Source organism: Streptomyces sp. NPDC002825 (assembly GCF_040295385.1).
Taxonomy (GTDB): Bacteria; Actinomycetota; Actinomycetes; order Streptomycetales; family Streptomycetaceae; genus Streptomyces.
This window is the reverse complement of record NZ_JBEOVH010000030.1, coordinates 92,527-111,505: the sequence shown is the minus strand read 5'-3', so window position 1 is coordinate 111,505 and position 18,979 is coordinate 92,527. Positions and strand designations below refer to the sequence as shown.

17 protein-coding genes are annotated in these 18,979 nt (G+C 71.8%); 12 read left to right on the top strand and 5 right to left on the bottom strand.

Annotated elements, in window-relative coordinates; all coding sequences use genetic code 11:
* Nucleotides 1-9: 9 nt before the first annotated feature.
* Nucleotides 10-978: a helix-turn-helix transcriptional regulator gene (locus ABT041_RS30730; protein WP_351190588.1), complete on the top strand. Its 969-nt coding sequence runs from the start codon at nt 10-12 to the stop codon at nt 976-978.
* Here the strand turns inward: ABT041_RS30730 and ctaD are convergent.
* Nucleotides 935-2,629, bottom strand: a complete 1,695-nt coding sequence (gene ctaD, locus ABT041_RS30725) for an aa3-type cytochrome oxidase subunit I (protein WP_351190580.1) — start codon at nt 2,627-2,629, stop codon at nt 935-937. The two genes, ABT041_RS30730 and ctaD, sit on opposite strands and share 44 nt — an antisense overlap.
* 308 nt (nt 2,630-2,937) lie before the next feature.
* On the opposite strand from ctaD, the gene ABT041_RS30720 reads away from it, so the two are divergent.
* Nucleotides 2,938-3,153, top strand: coding sequence for an I78 family peptidase inhibitor (locus ABT041_RS30720; protein WP_351190578.1), 216 nt, complete (start codon nt 2,938-2,940; stop codon nt 3,151-3,153).
* A gap of 65 nt (nt 3,154-3,218) precedes the next feature.
* Here the strand turns inward: ABT041_RS30720 and ABT041_RS30715 are convergent, their stop codons facing one another.
* Nucleotides 3,219-4,031: a phosphatase PAP2 family protein gene (locus ABT041_RS30715; protein ID WP_502976625.1), complete on the bottom strand. Its 813-nt coding sequence runs from the start codon at nt 4,029-4,031 to the stop codon at nt 3,219-3,221.
* Between the two features lie 471 nt (nt 4,032-4,502).
* Between ABT041_RS30715 and ABT041_RS30710 the strand changes: the two genes are divergently transcribed.
* On the top strand, nt 4,503-6,230 hold the full coding sequence (locus ABT041_RS30710) for an MFS transporter (RefSeq protein ID WP_351190574.1): 1,728 nt from the start codon (nt 4,503-4,505) through the stop codon (nt 6,228-6,230).
* A 43-nt stretch (nt 6,231-6,273) separates the two neighbouring features.
* On the opposite strand, the gene ABT041_RS30705 is transcribed toward ABT041_RS30710, so the two are convergent.
* Nucleotides 6,274-6,708: a cell division protein SepF gene (locus tag ABT041_RS30705; protein ID WP_351190572.1), complete on the bottom strand. Its 435-nt coding sequence runs from the start codon at nt 6,706-6,708 to the stop codon at nt 6,274-6,276.
* A gap of 321 nt (nt 6,709-7,029) precedes the next feature.
* On the opposite strand from ABT041_RS30705, the gene ABT041_RS30700 reads away from it, so the two are divergent.
* Nucleotides 7,030-8,277 carry a DUF5685 family protein gene (locus ABT041_RS30700; protein WP_351190570.1) on the top strand — a complete coding sequence of 416 codons (1,248 nt, stop codon included), beginning with the start codon at nt 7,030-7,032 and terminating at the stop codon, nt 8,275-8,277.
* Between the two features lie 37 nt (nt 8,278-8,314).
* On the opposite strand, the gene ABT041_RS30695 is transcribed toward ABT041_RS30700, so the two are convergent.
* Both ABT041_RS30695 and ABT041_RS30690 read right to left on the bottom strand, forming a co-directional pair.
* On the bottom strand, nt 8,315-9,280 hold the full coding sequence (locus ABT041_RS30695; RefSeq protein ID WP_351190568.1) for an ABC transporter substrate-binding protein: 966 nt from the start codon (nt 9,278-9,280) through the stop codon (nt 8,315-8,317).
* Nucleotides 9,277-9,756, bottom strand: a complete 480-nt coding sequence (locus tag ABT041_RS30690) for a GNAT family N-acetyltransferase (protein WP_351190566.1) — start codon at nt 9,754-9,756, stop codon at nt 9,277-9,279. Before ABT041_RS30690 ends, ABT041_RS30695 begins: the two co-directional genes overlap by 4 nt.
* 411 nt (nt 9,757-10,167) lie before the next feature.
* On the opposite strand from ABT041_RS30690, the gene ABT041_RS30685 reads away from it, so the two are divergent.
* From ABT041_RS30685 to ABT041_RS30650, 8 genes are all read left to right on the top strand, one after another.
* The gene (locus ABT041_RS30685) at nt 10,168-11,016 is read left to right on the top strand and encodes an amino acid ABC transporter permease (RefSeq protein ID WP_351190564.1); all 849 of its coding nucleotides are present in this window, start codon (nt 10,168-10,170) and stop codon (nt 11,014-11,016) included.
* Nucleotides 11,013-12,830 carry an FAD/NAD(P)-binding protein gene (locus ABT041_RS30680; RefSeq protein ID WP_351190562.1) on the top strand — a complete coding sequence of 606 codons (1,818 nt, stop codon included), beginning with the start codon at nt 11,013-11,015 and terminating at the stop codon, nt 12,828-12,830. Before ABT041_RS30685 ends, ABT041_RS30680 begins: the two co-directional genes overlap by 4 nt.
* Nucleotides 12,831-12,874: 44 nt before the next feature.
* Nucleotides 12,875-13,768 carry an amino acid ABC transporter permease gene (locus ABT041_RS30675; RefSeq protein WP_351190560.1) on the top strand — a complete coding sequence of 298 codons (894 nt, stop codon included), beginning with the start codon at nt 12,875-12,877 and terminating at the stop codon, nt 13,766-13,768.
* Nucleotides 13,765-14,556, top strand: a complete 792-nt coding sequence (locus ABT041_RS30670; protein ID WP_351190558.1) for an amino acid ABC transporter ATP-binding protein — start codon at nt 13,765-13,767, stop codon at nt 14,554-14,556. The genes ABT041_RS30675 and ABT041_RS30670 overlap by 4 nt, the downstream gene beginning before the upstream one ends.
* Before the next feature lie 27 nt (nt 14,557-14,583).
* A complete protein-coding gene (locus ABT041_RS30665) occupies nt 14,584-15,558 on the top strand; it encodes an ABC transporter substrate-binding protein (protein ID WP_351190556.1) in 975 nt (324 codons plus the stop codon).
* Between the two features lie 139 nt (nt 15,559-15,697).
* Nucleotides 15,698-16,699 (top strand): LLM class flavin-dependent oxidoreductase, encoded by a 1,002-nt coding sequence (locus tag ABT041_RS30660; protein WP_351190554.1) that lies wholly within the window; start codon nt 15,698-15,700, stop codon nt 16,697-16,699.
* Nucleotides 16,696-17,997 (top strand): NtaA/DmoA family FMN-dependent monooxygenase, encoded by a 1,302-nt coding sequence (locus ABT041_RS30655; protein WP_351190552.1) that lies wholly within the window; start codon nt 16,696-16,698, stop codon nt 17,995-17,997. Before ABT041_RS30660 ends, ABT041_RS30655 begins: the two co-directional genes overlap by 4 nt.
* Before the next feature lie 5 nt (nt 17,998-18,002).
* Nucleotides 18,003-18,791, top strand: a complete 789-nt coding sequence (locus tag ABT041_RS30650; RefSeq protein ID WP_351190550.1) for a DUF1684 domain-containing protein — start codon at nt 18,003-18,005, stop codon at nt 18,789-18,791.
* Nucleotides 18,792-18,979 lie beyond the last annotated feature (188 nt).

The window sequence follows — 18,979 nt, the reverse complement described above, 5'->3', positions numbered from 1 at the left end:
CTCGCGCGCATGTTGGAGACCTCCGCGCGGCTTCTGCGGTTGCTGTCCTTGCTTCAGGCCCATCGCGAGTGGTCCGGTGCCGAGCTCGCCCGTCGGCTCGGGGTGACCGCGCGGACCGTGCGGCGGGACGTCGAGCGGCTGCGGGAGCTCGGTTATCCCGTGCACGCCAGCCCCGGCACGGGCGGCGGGTACCAGCTCGGGGCCGGGGCCGAGCTGCCGCCGCTGCTCCTGGACGACGAGGAGGCCGTCGCCGTCGCGGTCGGCCTGCGCTCCGCCGCCGGGCAGGGAGTCGAGGGGATCGGCGAGAGCTCCGTACGCGCCCTGGCGAAGCTGGAGCAGGTCCTGCCGGGCCGGCTGCGGCGCCGGATCGGGGCGCTCAACGCCGTCACGGTGCCCCTGCTCCGTACCCCCGGCGAGCGCGTCGACCCCGCGGTCCTCACCGAGTTGGCCAACGTCTGCCGGGACGGTGAGCGGCTCCGCTTCGCCTACCGCGACCACGGCGGCACGGCCAGCCGCAGGACCGTCGAGCCGCACCGACTGGTCTGTACGGAGCGGCGCTGGTATCTCGTCGCCTGGGACGTGGACCGGGGCGACTGGCGTACGTTCCGGGCGGACCGGATCGAGCCGGCCCCGCCGCACGGTCCCCGTTTCCCGCCCCGCGAGCCGCCCGCCGAGGACCTCGCCGCCTATGTGGCGAAGGGGGTGTCCCGCTCCGCCTACGCGGAGCAGGCGACCGTCCGGCTCTTCGCCCCGCTCGCCGAGGCGGCCGCGGTCGTCGGCCCGCTGGACGGCGTCCTGACGGCGGACGGCGAGGACGCCTGTCTGCTGCGGACGGGGGCGCGGCGCCTGGACGAGATGGTGTTCCACGTGGGGTTCATGGGCTTCGACTTCGAGGTGGTCGAGCCGCCCGGGCTCGTGGAGGAGGTGCGGGCGCTCAGGGACCGCCTGTCCCGAGCCCTGGACCGGTCGGAGGGCTGATCCGCGCCTGCTCGTACCCGGCGAACTCCGGGTGGTGGAGGTCGAAGGCGGGCGACTCGGAGCGGATCTTGGGCACGTACTCGAAGTTGTGCCGGGGCGGCGGGCAGGAGGTCGCCCATTCCAGGGAGCGCCCGAAGCCCCAGGGGTCGTCGACGTCGACCTTCTCCGCGTACCGCCAGGTCCGCCAGACGTTGTAGAGGAACGGCAGGGTGGACGCGCCGAGCAGGAAGGCGCCGATGGAGGAGACGGTGTTGAGGGTGGTGAAGCCGTCGGCCGCCAGGTAGTCGGCGTACCGGCGGGGCATGCCCTCGGCGCCGAGCCAGTGCTGCACCAGGAAGGTGGTGTGGAAGCCGACGAAGAGCGTCCAGAAGTGGATCTTCCCGAGCCGCTCGTCGAGCATCCGGCCGGTGAACTTGGGCCACCAGAAGTAGAAGCCGGCGAAGGTCGCGAAGACGACCGTGCCGAAGACCGTGTAGTGGAAGTGGGCGACGACGAAGTACGAGTCGGTGACGTGGAAGTCCATCGGCGGCGAGGCGAGGATGACGCCGGTGAGCCCGCCGAAGAGGAAGGACACCAGGAAGCCGACGGACCAGAGCATCGGGGTCTCGAAGGAGAGCGAGCCGTACAGCATCGTGCCGGTCCAGTTGAAGAACTTCACCCCGGTGGGCACCGCGATGAGGAACGACAGCATCGAGAAGAACGGCAGCAGCACCGCGCCCGTGGCGAACATGTGGTGGGCCCAGACCACCACCGAGAGCCCGGTGATCGTCATGGTGGCGGCGATCAGCGTCGCGTACCCGAAGATCGGCTTGCGGGAGAAGACCGGGATGATCTCGCTGACGATCCCGAAGAACGGCAGCGCGATGATGTAGACCTCGGGGTGGCCGAAGAACCAGAAGAGGTGCTGCCAGAGCAGCGCCCCGCCGTTCTCGGGCTGGAAGACCACGGAGCCGAGGCGCCGGTCGGCCTCCAGGACGAGCAGTGCCGCCGCGAGGACGGGGAAGGCGGCGAGCACCAGGATCGTGGTGAAGAGGACGTTCCAGGTGAAGATCGGCATCCGGAACATGGTCATGCCGGGCGCCCGCATGCCGACGATGGTGGCGAGGAAGTTCACCGAGGTGAGGATCGTCCCGAAGCCGGAGAGCGCGAGCCCCATGATCCACAGGTCGGCGCCGACGCCCGGTGACCGCTCCAGGCTGTTCAGCGGGGCGTAGGCGGTCCAGCCGAAGGCGGCGGGCCCGGTGGGGGTGAACATGGAGCCGAGGACCATCAGGCCGCCGAAGAGGAACAGCCAGTACGAGAACATGTTGAGCCGCGGGAAGGCGACGTCGGGGGAGCCGATCTGCAGCGGCACCAGCTCGTTCGCGAAGCCGGCGAAGGTGGGCGTCGCGAAGAGCAGCAGCATGATCGTGCCGTGCAGGGTGAAGGCCTGGTTGAAGGTCTGGTTCGAGACGATCTGGAGCCCCGGGCGGGCCAGCTCGGCCCGCATCAGCATCGCCATGATCCCGGCGGCCAGGAAGAAGAAGAACGAGGTGGCCAGATAGAGGTGGCCGATCTTCTTGTGGTCGGTCGTGGTGAGCCAGTCGATCAGGATGCGGCCGTGCCGTTGCCGGCCCGATTCGACGGTCGCGGTCGCTGTCCCGTTGCCCATCCCTGCCTCCGCCTCGCCGTGGACCCGGCTCCGCGTCTCCGGGCGTCCGGCCAGCGTAAGCATTGTGTAAGGGAAGAGTGTGTGCCTCGGGCGCGCGTCGCCGAGGCAATTCGGGACGAGCTTGCGGGGAGAGGGAATTGACGGCGCCTTACCCGCCCTTCCGAGGGCTTCGTGCGAACTGATGGAGGCCGTTCGGAATTACTGGAGAAACGGCCGGAAACGGCCCTCGGGGCGGGCGGCGGGCCGGGCAGACATATGTCGAGAACTTGTGACACAAGCGTGACCGCCAAGGGACTAACGTGAGGTTCATGTCACCCACTTCGCGCACTCCCGAACCGCCCCGCGACGCTCCCGAGTCCTATGTGGGTCTCGACGCCGGAGGCGCCGAGCGGCTCGCCAGGACCCGCGGCTGGCGCGTCGTGCGGTCCCTGCCGCCCGGCTCGATCATCACCATGGAGTACCTCTCCGGGCGCATCAACTTCGAGGTCGAGGACGAGGTCGTCACCCGCTGCTGGGTCGGCTGAGGCGCCGGCGGGACCGCATGCGGAAGGGCCCCGGCCGAGATGGCCGGGGCCCTTCCGTGCGTGTGTCAGCCGCGGGTCGCCGGGGCGCGCCGGCCGGCCACCCCCACGGGTTCCCGTACCGGCTCCCGTACGGGCTCGCGGACCGGTTCCCGGACGGGACGCGGTCCCCCGGAGGCCACGGGCAGCGAGGGCACCAGGCGACGGCGCTCGCGCAGCCGCTCCCGTACCCGGTCGCGCGCGGCGAGGATCCAGGCCTCCGCCACCGCGATGACCGGCTCGCTCCAGGGCAGCGCGAGCAGCACGAGGAGTCCGGCGGCCCAGCCGAGCAGTACGTCGCTCAGCCAGTGCGTGCCCAGGTACACGGTGGTGAGGCCGACGCCGAGCGCGACCACGGCGGAGAGCGCCGACAGATAGCGCCGGGCCCTCGGGGTGGTCGCCAGGTAGGCGAGGATGCCCCAGGTCACGACCGCGTTGGCGGTGTGCCCCGAGGGAAATATGTCGCCGCCCGCGAAGAGCTCGGGCGAGCCGATCTGGGTCGCGTAGTGGGGTCCGAGGCGGCCGAGTCCGAGCTTGACCGCGCCCACCGAGACGTTGAGCAGCAGGAGGGCGGCGCCGAGGCACAGCAGGGGCCGCAGGGTGTGCTGGCGCCAGGAGCGCCAGCCCAGCCAGGCGGCCACCATGACGGCCGTGGGGCCGCGCTGGCCGAGGACGACGTAGTAGTCGAGGAAACCGTGGATCTCGGGCCACTGCTGGTACGGCCGGAAGAGCATGATCTTCCAGTCGAGGGTCACCAGCCATGTCGACAGCAGGACGGCCACGACGATGGCGAGATAGAACGCCGACGTCCCGCCGAAGAGGGCGAGACGCGTGCGGGTCATCCGCGGGACCTCTATCTTCGGCGGTTCCGGCTCCCGGTCCAGCCGGGCAAAGATGTCGGTACGCACCCAATCGACGTTACAGGGAGTGAGAAGCAGACCCGGTCGTTCCGCTCCCTTCGTGATGATCGTGTGATGTGGAGTGGGTCTCATCGGTGGTCTATTCCAGGCGTCCGTCGGGAAATCCGATGACCTTCAGCCCTATTGCCCGGAGGGGCGATTCCGGAAGAGTGTTTGAACGCCGGGGAATTTCCTCAAACAGACGTCCGTGCGGAATTCCATGCGACGCGCGGTCCGCGCCGAGTGGCGTACGCCACACCGCGAGCCTCGCCGGGGTGAGAGCTGCACCACGCGCTCGGGCCTTGAACTCGCGTACGCTGACGGCTCACTCGCCCGTCGATGCCGGGCCGCCCCACGGGCATACGCCCTGGTCAAAGCCCACCGAGCGCGAGAGCTTCACTGGGAGGTACGTACATGCAGCGGACGAACACGGCCCAAGGGCGACCGCGTGCCACCGTCGGCGCCGGCGCCAACCGCTGGGTCGTCCTCGTCGTCCTCTGCGTCAGCCTTCTCCTGGTCGCGCTCGACGCGACCATCCTCCACGTCGCCGTCCCCTCGCTCACCGAGGACCTGCGCCCCAGCTCCACCGCACTGCTCTGGATCGTCGACGCCTACCCGCTGGTCTGCGCGTCGCTGCTGATCCTCTTCGGCACCCTCGGCGACCGGGTCGGCAGACGCAGGATCCTCCTCCTCGGTTACGCGCTCTTCGGCATCGCCTCGGCGGTCGCCGCGCTCGCCACCGAGCCCGCGGTCCTCATCGGGGCCCGCGCGCTCCTCGGTGTCGGCGGCGCCATGATCATGCCCGCCACGCTCTCCATCCTCCGGACGGTCTTCCCCGACCGGCGGGAGCGGGCCACCGCGATCGGCGTCTGGACCGCGACCGCGGCGATCGGCGCCGCGACCGGACCGGTGCTCGGCGGCTTCCTCGTCGAGAACTACTGGTGGGGCTCCGTCTTCCTCATCAACATCCCGCTGATGGCGCTGATCCTGCCCCTCGGCCGGCGCCTCCTCCCCGAGTCCCGGGGCGCCACCGACGGCCCCTGGGACGTGCTCGGCGCGCTCATGGCCGCGGCCGGGGTGCTCGGCTGCGTCCTCGGCGTGAAGCACATCGGGGCCGGAGCCCCGCTGCTCGCCCCGTCGACCGCCGGGCCGCTGCTGCTCGGCGCCGCGCTCCTCGTGCTCTTCGTACGGCGGCAGAAGCGGCGCCCCCACCCGCTGATCGACATACGGCTCTTCTCCCGGGCCGCCTTCACCACCTCGGTCGGCTGCATCGTCATCGGCATGCTGGCCCTGGTCGGCCTGGAGCTCATCGCCGTCCAGTACCTCCAGCTGGTCCTCGGCCTCAGCCCCCTGGAGACCGGGCTCCGGCTCCTGCCGCTGACCTTCGCCGCCATGGCCGCCGGCGCCACCGGCTCGTACACCCTGCGCCGGATCGGGCCGCGCCGGATGGTCGGCTGGGGCTTCCTGCTCACCGCCTCCGCGGTGCTGCTGCTCACGCTCATGGGGCAGCACGACCGGCCGCTGCTGCTCACGGCGGGGTTCGTGCTGCTCGGCTTCGGCCTGCAGACCACGCTCTTCTCGGCGTACGAGTCGATGCTCAGCGAGGCGCCGCAGCGGAGCGCGGGCGGCGCGGCCGCGATCGGGGAGACCTCGTACCAGCTCGGCGCGGGCATGGGCATCGCGCTGCTCGGCAGTGTGATGAACGCGGCGTACGCCCCCGGGCTGGCCTCGGTCCCCGGGGTGCCCGCGGAGGCGAGCCGGGCCGCGGCGAACTCGCTCGGCGAGGCGTACAAGGTCGCCGACCAGCTCGGCGGCACGGCCGATGAGGCCCTGCACCAGGCCGCCCGGAACTCCTTCGTGACCGGTCTGCACGTCACGCTCTTCGTGAGCGCCGCGCTGCTGCTCGTCGGCGCGCTGATGGCCCAGCGGCTGCCCCGGATCATGGAATGTCCGGTGGACCCGGAGGAGGCCTTCGACGCGGCCTCGGCCCCGGACCGGGACGCGGAGCCGGCCGGGGTGGTGGAGCCCGCACGCGCCGGTCTCCCGGAGCCTCCCGTCGCCCCGGAGGGGGCGGGGGCGCCGCGGGTGCCCGCGACGCGGGAAGCGATCGAGCCCGCCGGCTCGGGGCGTCCGGCGCACTGACCCGAACGCGTCGGGAGGCGCACGGCCGGACCGGCGGACTCGCTCAGCTCTGGTTGAAGAAACCGTCCTGCTGACGTCGGCCCGTCTCGCCGCTGACGATCTGGGTGTCGGCGGGGGTCAGCAGGAAGACCCGCGTCGCCACCCGCTCGATCGAGCCGCGCAGACCGAAGGCGAGACCCGCGGCGAAGTCGACGACGCGCTTGGCGTCGTTCGGCTCCATCGCGGTGAGGTTCACGATCACCGGAACCCCGTCGCGGAAGAGCTCGCCGATGCCCCGGGCGTCCCGGAAGCCGTCCGGGGAGACGGTGGCGATCCGGCGGCCCCGCTCCTCGGCGGTGTCCGTGGCCACCCGGACCCGGGGGTCCGTCACCCAGGCGTCGCCGCCCTCGGCACCGTCGGCGTACTCGTCGTCGTAGTAACGCTCGTCGTTGTCCTCGACGAGTCCCAGCCAGGCACTCGCCTTGCGCACCGATCCCATGGACGCCTCCTTTCAGCGCGGTCACTTGTGGTTCCGCAATCCCTATCGTCGTCCATGATGCGGATCGCGCGCCAAGTGGATAGGCGCCGCGCAGGGGATTCGTGACGGTACTGGTGCAGAACGTGAGGGCCGTTTCCTGGCGATTCGTCAGGAAACTTGCGGTATGCGGGGCCTGATGGAGGGCCATGCAGCTGAAAATATGAAAGTCGGGCCACAAGGGTGACGATGGGCGCGTACGGGTGAACGGAGCCGCTCGCTACGATGCCGCGAGGCCGCTCGGCGGACCCTCGCCCGCCACAGCCCACGACTCACGGGGGAGTCTTGTTCGGAATCGTCAGACCCTGCACCCACCGCCTCACCGACGGACTCAAGACCGAGTGGATGGCCCACCTCTGCGGCCTCTGTCTTGCACTCCGCGCCGACCACGGGCAGTTCGCCCGCGTCGTCACCAACTACGACGGGCTCATCGTCTCCGTCCTGACGGAGGCTCAGACCGGCGTGACCGAGGCGAGCCGCCGCACCGCCGGGCCCTGCGCCCTGCGCGCCATGCGGACCGCCCCCGTGGCCCGGGGGGAGGGCGCCAGGCTCGCCGCCGCCGTCTCCCTCGTCCTCGCCTCGGCGAAGGTGCGGGACCACGTCGCCGACCGGGACGGCCTGTTGGCCCGCCGGCCCGTCGCCGTCGCGGCCCGCCGCGTCGCCCGCTCCTGGGACAGGGCCGGTGCCAGGACCGGCCGCGCCCTCGGCTTCGACACCGCCGTCCTCGTCGACGCCGTCGACCGCCAGACCGGCATCGAGGCCCTCGCCGGACCCGGCACCTCCCTCCTCGCGGTCACCGAGCCGACCGAGACGGCGACGGCGGCCGCCTTCGCGCACACCGCCGTCCTCGCCGGCCGCCCCGGCAACGCGGCGCCGCTCGCCGAGGCCGGCCGTCTCTTCGGCCGCCTCGCCCACCTCCTCGACGCCGTCGAGGACCAGGCCGCCGACGCCGAGACCGGAGCGTGGAACCCGCTCACCGCCACCGGCACCTCCCGCGAGGAGGCCCGCCGGCTCGCCGACGACGCCCTCCACGGCATCCGCCTCGCCCTCAAGGACGCCGAGTTCGCCGACGGCAAGCTTGCCCATGTCCTCCTCGCCCATGAGCTCCGCACCTCCGTCGACCGCGCCTTCGGCACGACCAGCTGCTCGCACGGGGCGCCGGGCGCGGGGCAGGGACCGGTGCCGGGCAATCCGTACGCGAACGGGGGCGCCGGTCCGCACAACCCGTACGGGGCCGGCGGGAACCCCTACGGCGGAGGCGCGGGCGGCCCCATGGGCCCCGGCGGCCTGCCCCCGCAGTTCGGCGGCGGTGCGCCCCAGGCCCCCAAGCCGCGCGGCTTCCTCGCCGGCTGCGCCATGTTCACCTGGCTCTTCTGCACCTGCCAGATCTGCTGCGCCAAGAAGTACGAGGGCCCCTGGTCCCGCAAGAAGCGCGAGGGGTGCTGCTACGACTGCGACTGCGGGGACGGCGGCTGCAGCGGCTGCGACTGCGGCGGCTGTGACTGCTGCTGCTGTCCCTGCGACGGCTGCTGACGTTCCGTCGGCCCTCTCCCGCCGGGGCCCCGTACCGCTACTTCTGCGGCGCCGGGATCTCCGGCGGGGAGATCCGCGACGTCTCGATGCCCGAGGCCGTCACGCCCCACTTCTTCAGGATCCGGTCGTAGGTCCCGTCGGCCTTCAGACCGTTCACCGCGGCCTGGAAGGCCGGCGCCAGCGGGGTGCCCTTCTTGAAGGCGAAGCCGACGTCGAGGCGCCGGTACTCGTTGAGGAACTTCACGTTCTTCTGCTGCGTCACCGCGTACCGCACGCCGTTGATCGTGTTCATCACGACATCGCTGCGGCCCTGCTGGAGCGACATCCAGATCGCACCGGGCTCGCTGTAGACGTTCACCTCGTACGCCGGCTTCCCGGCCTGCGCGCACCGGTCCTTGTTCTCCTCCAGGGTCCGTTCGAAGGTGGTGCCCGCGTTCACGGCCACCTTCAGACCGCACAGCTGCGTGAGGTCGGTCACCGCCTTCAGGGTGCTGTCCGAGCGGGCGGCGAAGCCCTGCCCGTCGTTGATGTACGTGACGAAGTCGATGGCCTTGCGCCGCTCCTCGGTCACGCCGAAGTTCCCCGTGCCCACGTCGTACTTGCCGCTGCCGAGCGCCGGCAGGATCGCCTCGAAGCCGACCACCTCGCGCTTCAGCTCCAGACCGAGGGCCCTCGCCACGGCGGCCGAGAAGTCGGCGTCCACCCCGACGACCGTCTTGCCGTCCGGCAGATAGGCGGAGCTGGGCGGAGTCCCCACCGAGGAGGCGAGCGCCAGGCTGCCGCGCTGCCGCACGTCGGCGGGGAGCAGCTTCGCCGCCGCCTCGTTCTTCTTCGCCGCCGCCACCACGTCCTCCGCCGGAAGGGCGCCCCGCGCTCCCGAGGCCCCGGCCGGGGCGGTCGAGGGCTCGCCGCCCGAGCAGGCGGTGAGGCCGAGCGCGGCCGCGGTGATCAGGGCGAAGACGAGGGTGGTGCGCGCGGTGCCGGGACTCGTACGCGTACTCATGGTTTCGGGTTCTCCAGGAATTTCTCGAACGGCAGCGGGCCGATCGACTCGGGATCGGCGGACACGTCGAAGAGCGGGCGGTAGCCGCTGGCCAGGTAGAGGCCCTTGGCCTCGGGCTGGCGCGGCCCCGTCGTGAGGTAGACGCGGGAGTAGCCGCGGGTGGCGGCCTCCCGTTCGAGCACGGTGAGGACGCGGCGGGCGAGGCCGCGCCTGCGGTGCGCCGAGTGCGTCCAGATCCGTTTCAGTTCGGCGGTGTTCTCGTCGTAGCGGCGGTAGGCGCCGCCCGCCACGGGCCGGCCCTGCTCCAGGAGGAGCAGGAAGGCGCCGTGCGGAGGTGCGAACTCCGCCGCCGGGTAGCGGCTCAGATCGTGCGCGGAGCCGTACCGGGTCGTGTACTCGTACGCCAGCTCGTCGAGGAGCGGGCGTGCCAGGGGGTCGGTGGTCGTGGTCCGGTGCACGGACAACGCGAAGGTCATGACGGTCCTTCAGGGCGAAGGAGAGGAGAAGAGGGCAGGGCAGGGCGAGGGGAGGGGAGAGCTCAGGCGCTCAGGAGAGGCCCGGGTGTGAAGGCGCCGCGGAAGACAGCACGCGGGCGGGGAGAAGCGGCGGGTCGGCTCAACAGGAAGAGGACCACACGCGACCGAAGTCGATGTGGGAGCGCGTGACCAGCTGCTGCGGATGCATGGCCCCAGTGGAACAGGCATCCGTTCCCGCGTCAACCACGGTGAGACGTACGGCTCAGAGTGCGGACACCCTTGACAGCGGGGCGTGTTGACCGCATAGCCTCGAAGGGCGGTACGGGCTGAGGGGCCCGGATCCGCGGCTCATCGCGTGTGAAGGCGCACCCCCGTGTCCGGTCCGCCCTCTGGCATCCACGGAGCCTTCGCATGTCCGCGACCCTCGTCAAACCCCCTTCCTCGGCCCCGCCGGCCGAACCGCCCCCGCGCATCGTTCCCACCCGCCGCGCCGGCCAGTGGGTCGCGGCCGGTGCCGTCCTCGTCCTGCTCGCCCTCGCGCTCGTCTCGGTCGTCCGCAACAAGGCCTTCCAGTGGGACGTCGTCGCCGAGTACTTCACCTCCGCGTCCGTCCTGCGCGGTCTCGGCCTCACCCTGTGGCTGACCGCCCTCGTCATGGTCCTCGGCTTCGTCCTCGGCACCCTGCTCGCGGTCCTCAGGCTCTCCGCCAACCCGGTTCTGCGTGCGGCCAGTTGGGGCTACGTCTGGTTCTTCAGGTCCACTCCGATCCTGGTCCAGCTGCTCTTCTGGTTCAACATCGGCGTGCTCTACCCGCAGATCCTCGGCGTCAACACGGTCAACCTGCTCGGCCCCGTCGCCGTCGCCGTCATCGGCCTCACCCTGCACGAGGCCGCCCACGCCGCCGAGGTCGTCCGCGGCGGCATCCTCTCCGTCGACCGGGGCCAGATCGAGGCCGCCGAGTCCCTCGGCCTCGGCCGGTGGCGCCGGCTCAGCCGGATCGTGCTGCCGCAGGCCATGCGCGCGATCGTCCCGCCCGCCGGGAACATGCTGATCGGCACCCTCAAGGGCACCTCGATCGTCTCCGTCATCGCCGTCCAGGACCTGCTCTACTCGACCCAGCTCATCTACCACCGCACGTACGAGGTCGTCCCGCTGCTCCTCGTCGCCACGCTCTGGTACGTCGCCGTCACCTCGGTCCTCGGCATCGGCCAGTACTACGTCGAGCGGCACTTCGCCCGCGGAACGGCCGGTGCGCGATGAGTCCGCGCCCGTCGATCGCCCCGTCGATAGTGATCGTGGGCGCCGGGCCGCGGGGGACCGGCTTCCTCGAACGGCTCGCCGCCAACCTGCCGGAGCTGTACGGCGACGAGCCCCTCGACGTCCACCTCGTCGACCCGCACCCGCCCGGCCCCGGCCGGATCTGGCGCACCGCGCAGTCCCCGCTGCTCTGGATGAACTCCCTGGCCGAGGACGTCACCATGTTCACCGACGAGACCGTCGCCCTCGACGGCCCCGTCCGCCCCGGACCCACCCTCGCCGAATGGGCCGGCATCGAGGGACGCACCTTCGCCACCCGCCCCCAGCAGGGCGCCTATCTGCGCTGGGTGTACGAGCGGGCCCGCGCCGCCCTGCCCGGCACCGTCACCGTCCACGAGCACCGCACCAGCGTCCTGCGGATCAGCGGACCCCGCGACGGACGCCAGCGGGTCTGGCTGGAGGGCAGCGCCGTGCCCCTCCTCGCCGACGTCGTCGTCCTCACCGTCGGCCACCTCGACGCCGAACCCGACCGGGAACAGCGGGAGCTCGCCGACTTCGCCGCCCGCCACCGGCTCGTCCACCTCCCGCCCGACTTCACCGCCGACACCGACCTCGCCGCCCTGCCCGCCGGCGAACCCGTCCTCGTCCGAGGCTTCGGCCTCGCCTTCGTCGACCTGATGGTGCTGCTCACCGAGGGCCGCGGCGGACGGTACGAGGGCGAGGGCGACGAGCTTGTCTACCTGCCCTCCGGCAAGGAGCCGGTGCTGCACGTCGGATCACGCCGGGGCGTCCCGTACCACTCGAAGATCGGCTACGTCCTCGACGGCGAACGGCCCCCGCTGCCCCGCTTCTTCGGCACCGAACAGACCGACGCCCTGCTCGCCCGCCCCGGACCCGTCCACTTCCGGCGCGACGTCTGGCCGCTCATCGACAAGGAACTCGGCTGGGCCCACTACCACCGGCTCTTCTCCACCCACCCCGAGCGCACCGCACTCGCCTGGAGCGACTTCGAGAAGGCCTACGAGGAGGCGCCGCCGCGCTCGGCCGAGCTCGCCGCGCTCGTCGCCGCCGCCGTCCCGGACCCCGCCGACCGGCTCGACCTCGACGCCCTCGACCACCCCCTGGACGGCATCCGCTACGACTCCGCCGAAGCCCTCCAGCAGGGCCTGCGCGACTACATCACCGAGGACCTGACCCGCCGCCACGACCCCGCCCACAGCCCCGACGCCGCCGTCTTCGCCGGACTGCTCTCCGTCTACGGCCAGCTCCTGCGGTTCGGCAACCGCCTGGAATCCGACGGCTGGTGGCACGGCTTCTTCAGCTACCTCGCCTCCGGGCCGCCCGGCCCCCGGCTGCGGCAGCTCCTCGCGCTCTCCCGCGCCGGCGTCGTCCGCTTCCTCGGCCCCCGGATCACCCTGGAGACCGACGAGGAACGCGGCCTCTTCCGGGCCGCCTCCGCCGCCGCGCCGGGGGAGTGGACCGAGGCCCGCGCCCTCGTCGAGGCCCGGATACCCGACCCCACCCTGGAGCTCACCGGCAGCCCGCTGCTGCGCTCCCTGTACGAGGAGGGGACCCGCGCCACCAGCGACGGGCTCCTCGTCGTCGACCCCGCCGACGGCCGGATCCTGGAACACGACGGGCGCCCCCACCCGCGCCGCTTCGCCCTCGGCCCGCACACCACCGGCCGCACCGGCGCCGGCTTCGCCCGGCCCCGTACCGGCGCGCCCGCCTTCGGACAGAACGACGTCACCGCGCGGACCGCCCTGACCTTCCTGCGCGACCGGGAGTGTCGCCTCCCCGCCCCGCTCAGCGCCTGATCCGCGCCGCCGTCCCTCCCGTGCCCCGTTCCCGAGGAACCGCCATGTCTCTCACCAGCGATCCGCCCGCCGCCGAAGCCGTCGTCAAGGGCCCCGGCCCCACCGCGTCCGTGCCCGAGCTCGTCGTCGTACCCGTGCGGCACCCCTGGCGCTGGGTGGCCGTCGCCGTCACCGCCGTACTGCTCGTCCAGTTCGTGCACGGGCTGGTCACGAACCCCGGCTGGGAATGGGACGTCTTCGCCGCCTTCTTCACCACCGAGACGATCCTCCAGGCCGTCTGGGTCACCCTCCAGCTCACCTTCTACGGCACCGCGCTCGGCTTCGCGATCGGCATCGTCCTCGCCTTCATGCGCCTGTCCGCCAGCCCGTTCCTGCGGTCGGTCGCCTTCGGCTACGTCTGGGCCTTCCGCTCCATCCCGCTCATCGTCCAGCTGCTCTTCTGGTTCAACCTGGCCTACCTCTACAAGGAACTGAGCATCGGCATCCCCTTCGGGCCGGGCCTCGTCTCCTTCGACACCATGGGCCTCGTCGGCGAGATGGGCGCCGCCGTCCTCGGCCTCGCCCTGCACCAGGCCGCCTACGCGGCGGAGATCGTCCGGGGCGGTGTGCTCGCCGTGGACGAGGGCCAGCTGGAGGCCGCGGCCTCCCTCGGCATCCCCAGGCTCCGGCAGGTGCGGCGGATCGTGCTGCCGCAGGCCATGCGCTCGATCCTGCCCAACGCCGCCAACGAGATCATCTCGCTCTTCAAGGGCACCTCGATCGTCTCCGTCATGGCGATCGGCGAACTCTTCTACCAGGTCCAGGTCGTCTACGGCCGCAACGGCCGGGTCGTCCCGCTGCTCATGGTCGCCACCGCCTGGTACGTCCTGCTCACCACCGCGCTCTCCGTCGTCCAGCACTACGTCGAACGCCACTACGCGAAGGGGAGCGTCCGATGAGCTCCGTCACCGCCCCTGCAGAGCCCACCACCGCCAAGGTCGAGATCCGCGCCGTCCACAAGCGCTTCGGCGCACTCCACGTGCTGCGCGGCATCGACCTCGACGTCCGGGCCGGCGAGGTCACCGTCGTCCTCGGCCCCTCGGGCTCCGGCAAGTCCACCCTGCTGCGGACCATCAACCACCTGGAGAAGGTCGACAGCGGCACGGTCGGCGTGGACGGCGTCCTCGTCGGCTACCGCCGCTCCGGGAACAAGCTCTACGAGCTGCGCGAGCGCGAGGTCCTCAGGCAGCGCACCCGGATCGGCTTCGTCTTCCAGAACTTCCATCTCTTCCCGCACCTCACCGTCCTCGAGAACATCGTCGAGGCGCCCGTCTCGGCCCTGAAGCGCCCCCGCAAGGACGCCGAGGCCGCGGCCCTGGCCCTGCTCGAACGCGTCGGCCTCGCCGACAAGGCGGCCGCCTACCCCAAGCAGCTCTCGGGCGGACAGCAGCAGCGGTTCGCCATCGCCCGTGCGCTCGCCCTGGAGCCGAGCCTGCTCCTCTTCGACGAGCCGACCTCCGCGCTCGACCCCGAACTCGTCGGCGAGGTCCTCGACGTCATCAAGGACCTGGCCGCTTCCGGCACCACCATGATCGTCGTCACCCACGAGATCGGCTTCGCCCGCGAGGTCGCCGACACCGTGGTCTTCATGGACGAGGGCCGGATCGTCGAGCAGGGCCCGCCGTCCGAGGTGCTCGACAGTCCGCGCCACGAGCGGACCCGTGCCTTTCTCTCCAAGGTCCTCTGATTCCCTTTCACCCGTAGGAGCGTCCTCATGAAGACCCGTCGTACCGTCCTCACCGCCCTCGCCTCGCTCACCGCCCTCGGCGCCCTCACCGCCTGCGGCTCCGGCGACGCCGCGATCGGCGAGATCAAGCCGGAGCGCCAGAAGGACACCGGCATCAACGTGGGCCCGAACCAGAACCGCATCCACACCGCCAAGGTCGACGCCATCGCCGGCAAGCTGCCCGAGGCCGTCCGCAAGAGAGGCACCCTGATCCTCGGCGTCTCCGCCAAGAGCAACCCGCCGCTCGCCTTCCGCGCCACCGACGACAAGACGCTGATCGGCGTCGAGCTCGACATCGCCACCCTCGTCTCCGACACCCTCGGCCTGAAGCCCGAGTTCAACCCGGTCTCCTGGGAGAACCTCTTCGTCGGCCTGGACAGCGGCAAGTACGACGGCGTCTTCTCCAACGTCACCGTCACCGAGGAGCGCAAGGACAAGTACGACTTCGCGACCTACCGCCTCGACGACCTCGCCTTCGAGGCGAAGAAGGGGGCCGGCTGGACGGTGAAGGGGCCCGAGGACGTCTCCGGCAAGCGGATCGCCGTCGGCTCCGGCACCAACCAGGAGAAGATCCTCGTCGACTGGTCGCGGCAGAACGAGAAGGCCGGCCGCGAGGGCGTCGACATCAAGTACTACGACAACACGACCGACTACTACCTCGCCCTCCAGTCCGGCCGGATCGACGGCTACCTCGGGCCCAATCCCACCGTCGCGTACCACGTGGCCTCCGCCGGACAGACCGAGGTCGTCGGCAAGTTCTCCGGAGCGGGCGCCGGACTCCAGGGCAAGATCGCGGCCACCACGAAGAAGGACAGCGGCCTCGTCGCCGCGTACGCCGCCGCGATCGACCACCTCATCGAGAACGGGACCTACGCGCAGGTCCTGAAGCGGTGGGGGCTGAGCACCGAGGCCGTGCCGAAGTCGGAGATCAACCCGGCCGGGCTGCCCCGTACCAAGAACTGACCCCGTTCGTCCTGGGCCCGCTCGTCCTGGGCCCGCTCGTCCTGGGCCCGGGCCCGGGCGGGGGCCCGGTGTTCCGCCGGGGCCGGGGCCTCCCGCCGTTCTCGTCCTCCGGCCCGTACCCAGTAGTAAGAGAGCCCGTATGACCAGTACTGCCCGACTTCACCTTGCCGCCGAGATCGACGCCGGGGTCCGCACCGCCGCTCGTACCGTCGCGCTCGCCCGGGCCGCCGAGGCGGCCGCGCTCGACTTCGTCACCCACGACGACTCCTTCGCCGGGCCCGGCCTCGACGCGCTCGCCGTCCTCGCCCGCGTCGCCCCCGAGACCCGCTCCGTCGGCCTCGTGCCGACCGTGACCACCACCCACACCGAGCCCTTCCACGTCCAGGCCGCCGTCGCCACCCTCGACTGGGTCAGCCGCGGCCGGGCGGGCTGGCGGATCGCCGTCTCCTCGACGGCGGCCGAGGCCCGGCTCCTCGGCCGCCGCCCGGCCCCGTCCACCGCCGAGCTCTGGCAGGAGGCGGGCGAGGTCGCCGAGGTCTCCCGGAAGCTGTGGGACAGCTGGGAGGACGACGCCGAGATACGGGACGTGGCCACCGGACGGTTCATCGACCGCCGCAAGCTGCACCACGTGAACTTCCAGGGGGCCACCTTCTCGGTCAAGGGCCCCTCGATCGTGCCCCGGCCCCCGCAGGGCAACCCGGTGACCGTCGTCGACGCCACCCGCCCGGCCGCCCGGGACACCGCCGCCCACCACGCCGACGTCGCCCTGATCCGGGCCGCCTCGGCCGAGGAGGCCGCCGCCCTCCGCGCCGAGCTGCAGCGGGGGGCCCGCGCCCACGGCCGGGACCCCGGACAGCTGCGCGTCCTTCTGTCTCTGGCGGTCGACTTCGACGCGTACGAGGGCGGGCCCGGGGCCCTCGCCGAGCTGATCGCCGGCTGGCACGGCGGCGGCGCCGTCGACGGCTTCCACCTCGTGCCCGTCGTGCCCGAGCGGGACCTGGCGCGGTTCACCGGGGAGACCGTGGCCCGGCTCAGGGAGCGCGGGCTGTTCCGCGCGGGATACGAGGGTGCCACTCTCCGCGATCATCTCGGGCTCGTCCGGCCCGTCAGTCAGTACGCCACGGCGGGGGTGCCGGCATGAGTCGGGGCAAGAAGCAGATCCATCTCGCCGCGCATTTTCCCGGGGTCAACTCCACCACCGTCTGGGCCGATCCGCGCTCCGGCTCGCAGATCGAATTCTCCTCCTTCGAGCATCTGGCCAGGACCGCCGAGCGGGGGCTCTTCGACTTCTTCTTCCTTGCCGAGGGGCTGCGGCTGCGTGAGCACGCCGGCCGCATCCACGACCTCGACGTCGTCGGGCGGCCCGAGTCGATCACCGTTCTGAACGCGCTCGCCGCCGTCACCGACCGGCTCGGTCTGGCCGCCACCGTGAACGCCACCTTCAACGAGCCGTACGAACTGGCGCGGCGGCTCGCCTCGCTCGACCACCTCAGCGCGGGCCGGGCCGCCTGGAACGTCGTCACCTCCTCCGACGCCTTCACCGGCGAGAACTTCCGGCGCGGCGGCTATCTGGACCGCGCCGACCGGTATACGCGTGCGGCCGAGTTCCTGGGCACAGTGCGGGAGTTGTGGGATTCCTGGAGCCCGGGCGGGGAGCCCGGGACCTTCGCTCACAGCGGGCCTCAGTTCCGGATCGAGGGCTCTTTCCCCGTACCGCGCTCTCCGCAGGGGCAGCCCGTCGTCATCCAGGCCGGGGACTCCGGTGAGGGGCGGGAGTTCGCGGCCTCCGCCGCTGACGTGATCTTCACTCGGCATTCCACTCTGGAGGCCGGCCGGGAGTTCTACGCCGACGTCAAGGGGCGGCTCTCCCGGTACGGGAGGGAGCCCGGCGACCTGAAGATCATGCCGGGGGTGACGTACGTCCTGGGTGACAGCGATGCCGACGCGCAGGAGCGTGCGGTCGAGATCCGGCGGCAGCAGGTGTCCCCGCAGAACGCGATCCTCGCGCTCGAACAGGTCTGGGGCCGCGACCTGTCCGGCTACGACCCCGAGGGACCGTTTCCGGACATCGACCCCGACCCCGAATCGACGCTCGTCCAGGGCCGGGTGCGGGTCGCCGACCCGGTCGGGGTGGCCCGGAAGTGGCGGGCGCTGTCCGGGGCGAAGGGGCTCTCGATCCGTCAGACGGTCATCGAGACCGGCAGCCGGCAGTCCTTCGTGGGCTCCCCGGCGACGGTCGCGGCGGCCCTGGAGGAGTTCGTCGCCACGGACGCCGCCGACGGCTTCATCCTCGTCCCGCACCTCACCCCCGGGGGCCTCGACGACTTCGTCGACCTGGTCGTCCCGCTGCTCCAGGAGCGCGGGGTCTTCCGTACGGAGTACGCGGGCACCACGCTGCGGTCGCACCTCGGGCTTCCCGAGCCCGTATGGAAAGGTTGAACACCATGAGCACGGATCCACAGCAGGACTGGCAGCACTGGCACGAGCAGCGCGAGGCGGCGGTCGCCTCCTCGTACGGCCCGCTCTCCCTGACGGGCACCCACTGGCTCGCGGACTTCCCCGAGGGGCGACTTCCGGCCGTTCCCGGCGAGTGGCGGGAGGACGGTGACGAGGTGGTCCTGACGGCGGGCGCCGAGGACGGGCTCACCGTCGACGGCAAGCCCTTCACGGGCACGGTCCGGCTCACCGCCGACCACGGCCCGATCCACGAGTCCCGCGTCGAGTCGGGCGGCCGGCGGCTCGTGGTGCTGCGGCGCGAAGGGCTCTGGGCCGTACGGGACTTCGACCCCGGCTCGGAGGCGCGCACTGCCTTCCGGGGCATCGAGGCCACGCCGTACGACGAGCGCTGGGTGGTGCCCGGCGTCTTCCGTCCGTACGCGGAGACGCGCAGCGTACGGGTGGAGAACGCCGACGGCCGGGAGCGCGGTCTCGGACTCTCCGGGGAGCTGGTCTTCGAGCTGCACGGCGGCGAGCACGTCCTCCAGGTGGCGGTCGAGGACGACGGGACCCTGTGGGCGGTCTTCGCGGACGCCACCAGTGGCCGGGACAGCTATCGCTTCCGGTTCCTGCGGCCCCCGGCCCCGGCGGCGGACGGCTCGGTGACGGTCGACTTCAACCGTGCGCTGCTGCCGCCGTGCGCCTTCGCGGATCACTTCATCTGCCCGTTCCCGCCGCCCGGGAACACCCTGGACACGGCCGTGCCCGCCGGGGAGCGGCGGCTCACCCCGGCCTGACCAGGGCCTTTCTCCGGGCGTACGGGTCGACGGGCGCTCGCGGCCGCCCCGGCCGGGGGTGCCCGTCCGCAACGCGGTCTTGTGCGTCCGCTCCGGGAGGGCCACTATCACTGGCGGTGCATGTCAGGAACACGTCACCTGATGGCGCCTCACGGGCCCGTCATCCACGGGCCCCTCCGCTTTTCCCA

Excerpts from the sequence above, each read along its gene's own strand:
- ABT041_RS30670 (WP_351190558.1), top strand. The coding sequence starts at position 13,765 with ATGAGCTCCGTCACCGCCCCTGCAGAGCCCACCACCGCCAAGGTCGAG.
- ABT041_RS30730 (WP_351190588.1), top strand. The coding sequence starts at position 10 with ATGTTGGAGACCTCCGCGCGGCTTCTGCGGTTGCTGTCCTTGCTTCAG.
- ABT041_RS30690 (WP_351190566.1), bottom strand. The coding sequence starts at position 9,756 with ATGACCTTCGCGTTGTCCGTGCACCGGACCACGACCACCGACCCCCTG.
- ABT041_RS30675 (WP_351190560.1), top strand. The coding sequence starts at position 12,875 with ATGTCTCTCACCAGCGATCCGCCCGCCGCCGAAGCCGTCGTCAAGGGC.
- ABT041_RS30650 (WP_351190550.1), top strand. The coding sequence starts at position 18,003 with ATGAGCACGGATCCACAGCAGGACTGGCAGCACTGGCACGAGCAGCGC.
- ABT041_RS30685 (WP_351190564.1), top strand. The coding sequence starts at position 10,168 with ATGTCCGCGACCCTCGTCAAACCCCCTTCCTCGGCCCCGCCGGCCGAA.
- ABT041_RS30655 (WP_351190552.1), top strand. The coding sequence starts at position 16,696 with ATGAGTCGGGGCAAGAAGCAGATCCATCTCGCCGCGCATTTTCCCGGG.
- ABT041_RS30695 (WP_351190568.1), bottom strand. The coding sequence starts at position 9,280 with ATGAGTACGCGTACGAGTCCCGGCACCGCGCGCACCACCCTCGTCTTC.
- ABT041_RS30715 (WP_502976625.1), bottom strand. The coding sequence starts at position 4,031 with ATGACCCGCACGCGTCTCGCCCTCTTCGGCGGGACGTCGGCGTTCTAT.
- ABT041_RS30680 (WP_351190562.1), top strand. The coding sequence starts at position 11,013 with ATGAGTCCGCGCCCGTCGATCGCCCCGTCGATAGTGATCGTGGGCGCC.
- ABT041_RS30710 (WP_351190574.1), top strand. The coding sequence starts at position 4,503 with ATGCAGCGGACGAACACGGCCCAAGGGCGACCGCGTGCCACCGTCGGC.
- ABT041_RS30665 (WP_351190556.1), top strand. The coding sequence starts at position 14,584 with ATGAAGACCCGTCGTACCGTCCTCACCGCCCTCGCCTCGCTCACCGCC.
- ctaD (WP_351190580.1), bottom strand. The coding sequence starts at position 2,629 with ATGGGCAACGGGACAGCGACCGCGACCGTCGAATCGGGCCGGCAACGG.
- ABT041_RS30720 (WP_351190578.1), top strand. The coding sequence starts at position 2,938 with ATGTCACCCACTTCGCGCACTCCCGAACCGCCCCGCGACGCTCCCGAG.
- ABT041_RS30660 (WP_351190554.1), top strand. The coding sequence starts at position 15,698 with ATGACCAGTACTGCCCGACTTCACCTTGCCGCCGAGATCGACGCCGGG.
- ABT041_RS30705 (WP_351190572.1), bottom strand. The coding sequence starts at position 6,708 with ATGGGATCGGTGCGCAAGGCGAGTGCCTGGCTGGGACTCGTCGAGGAC.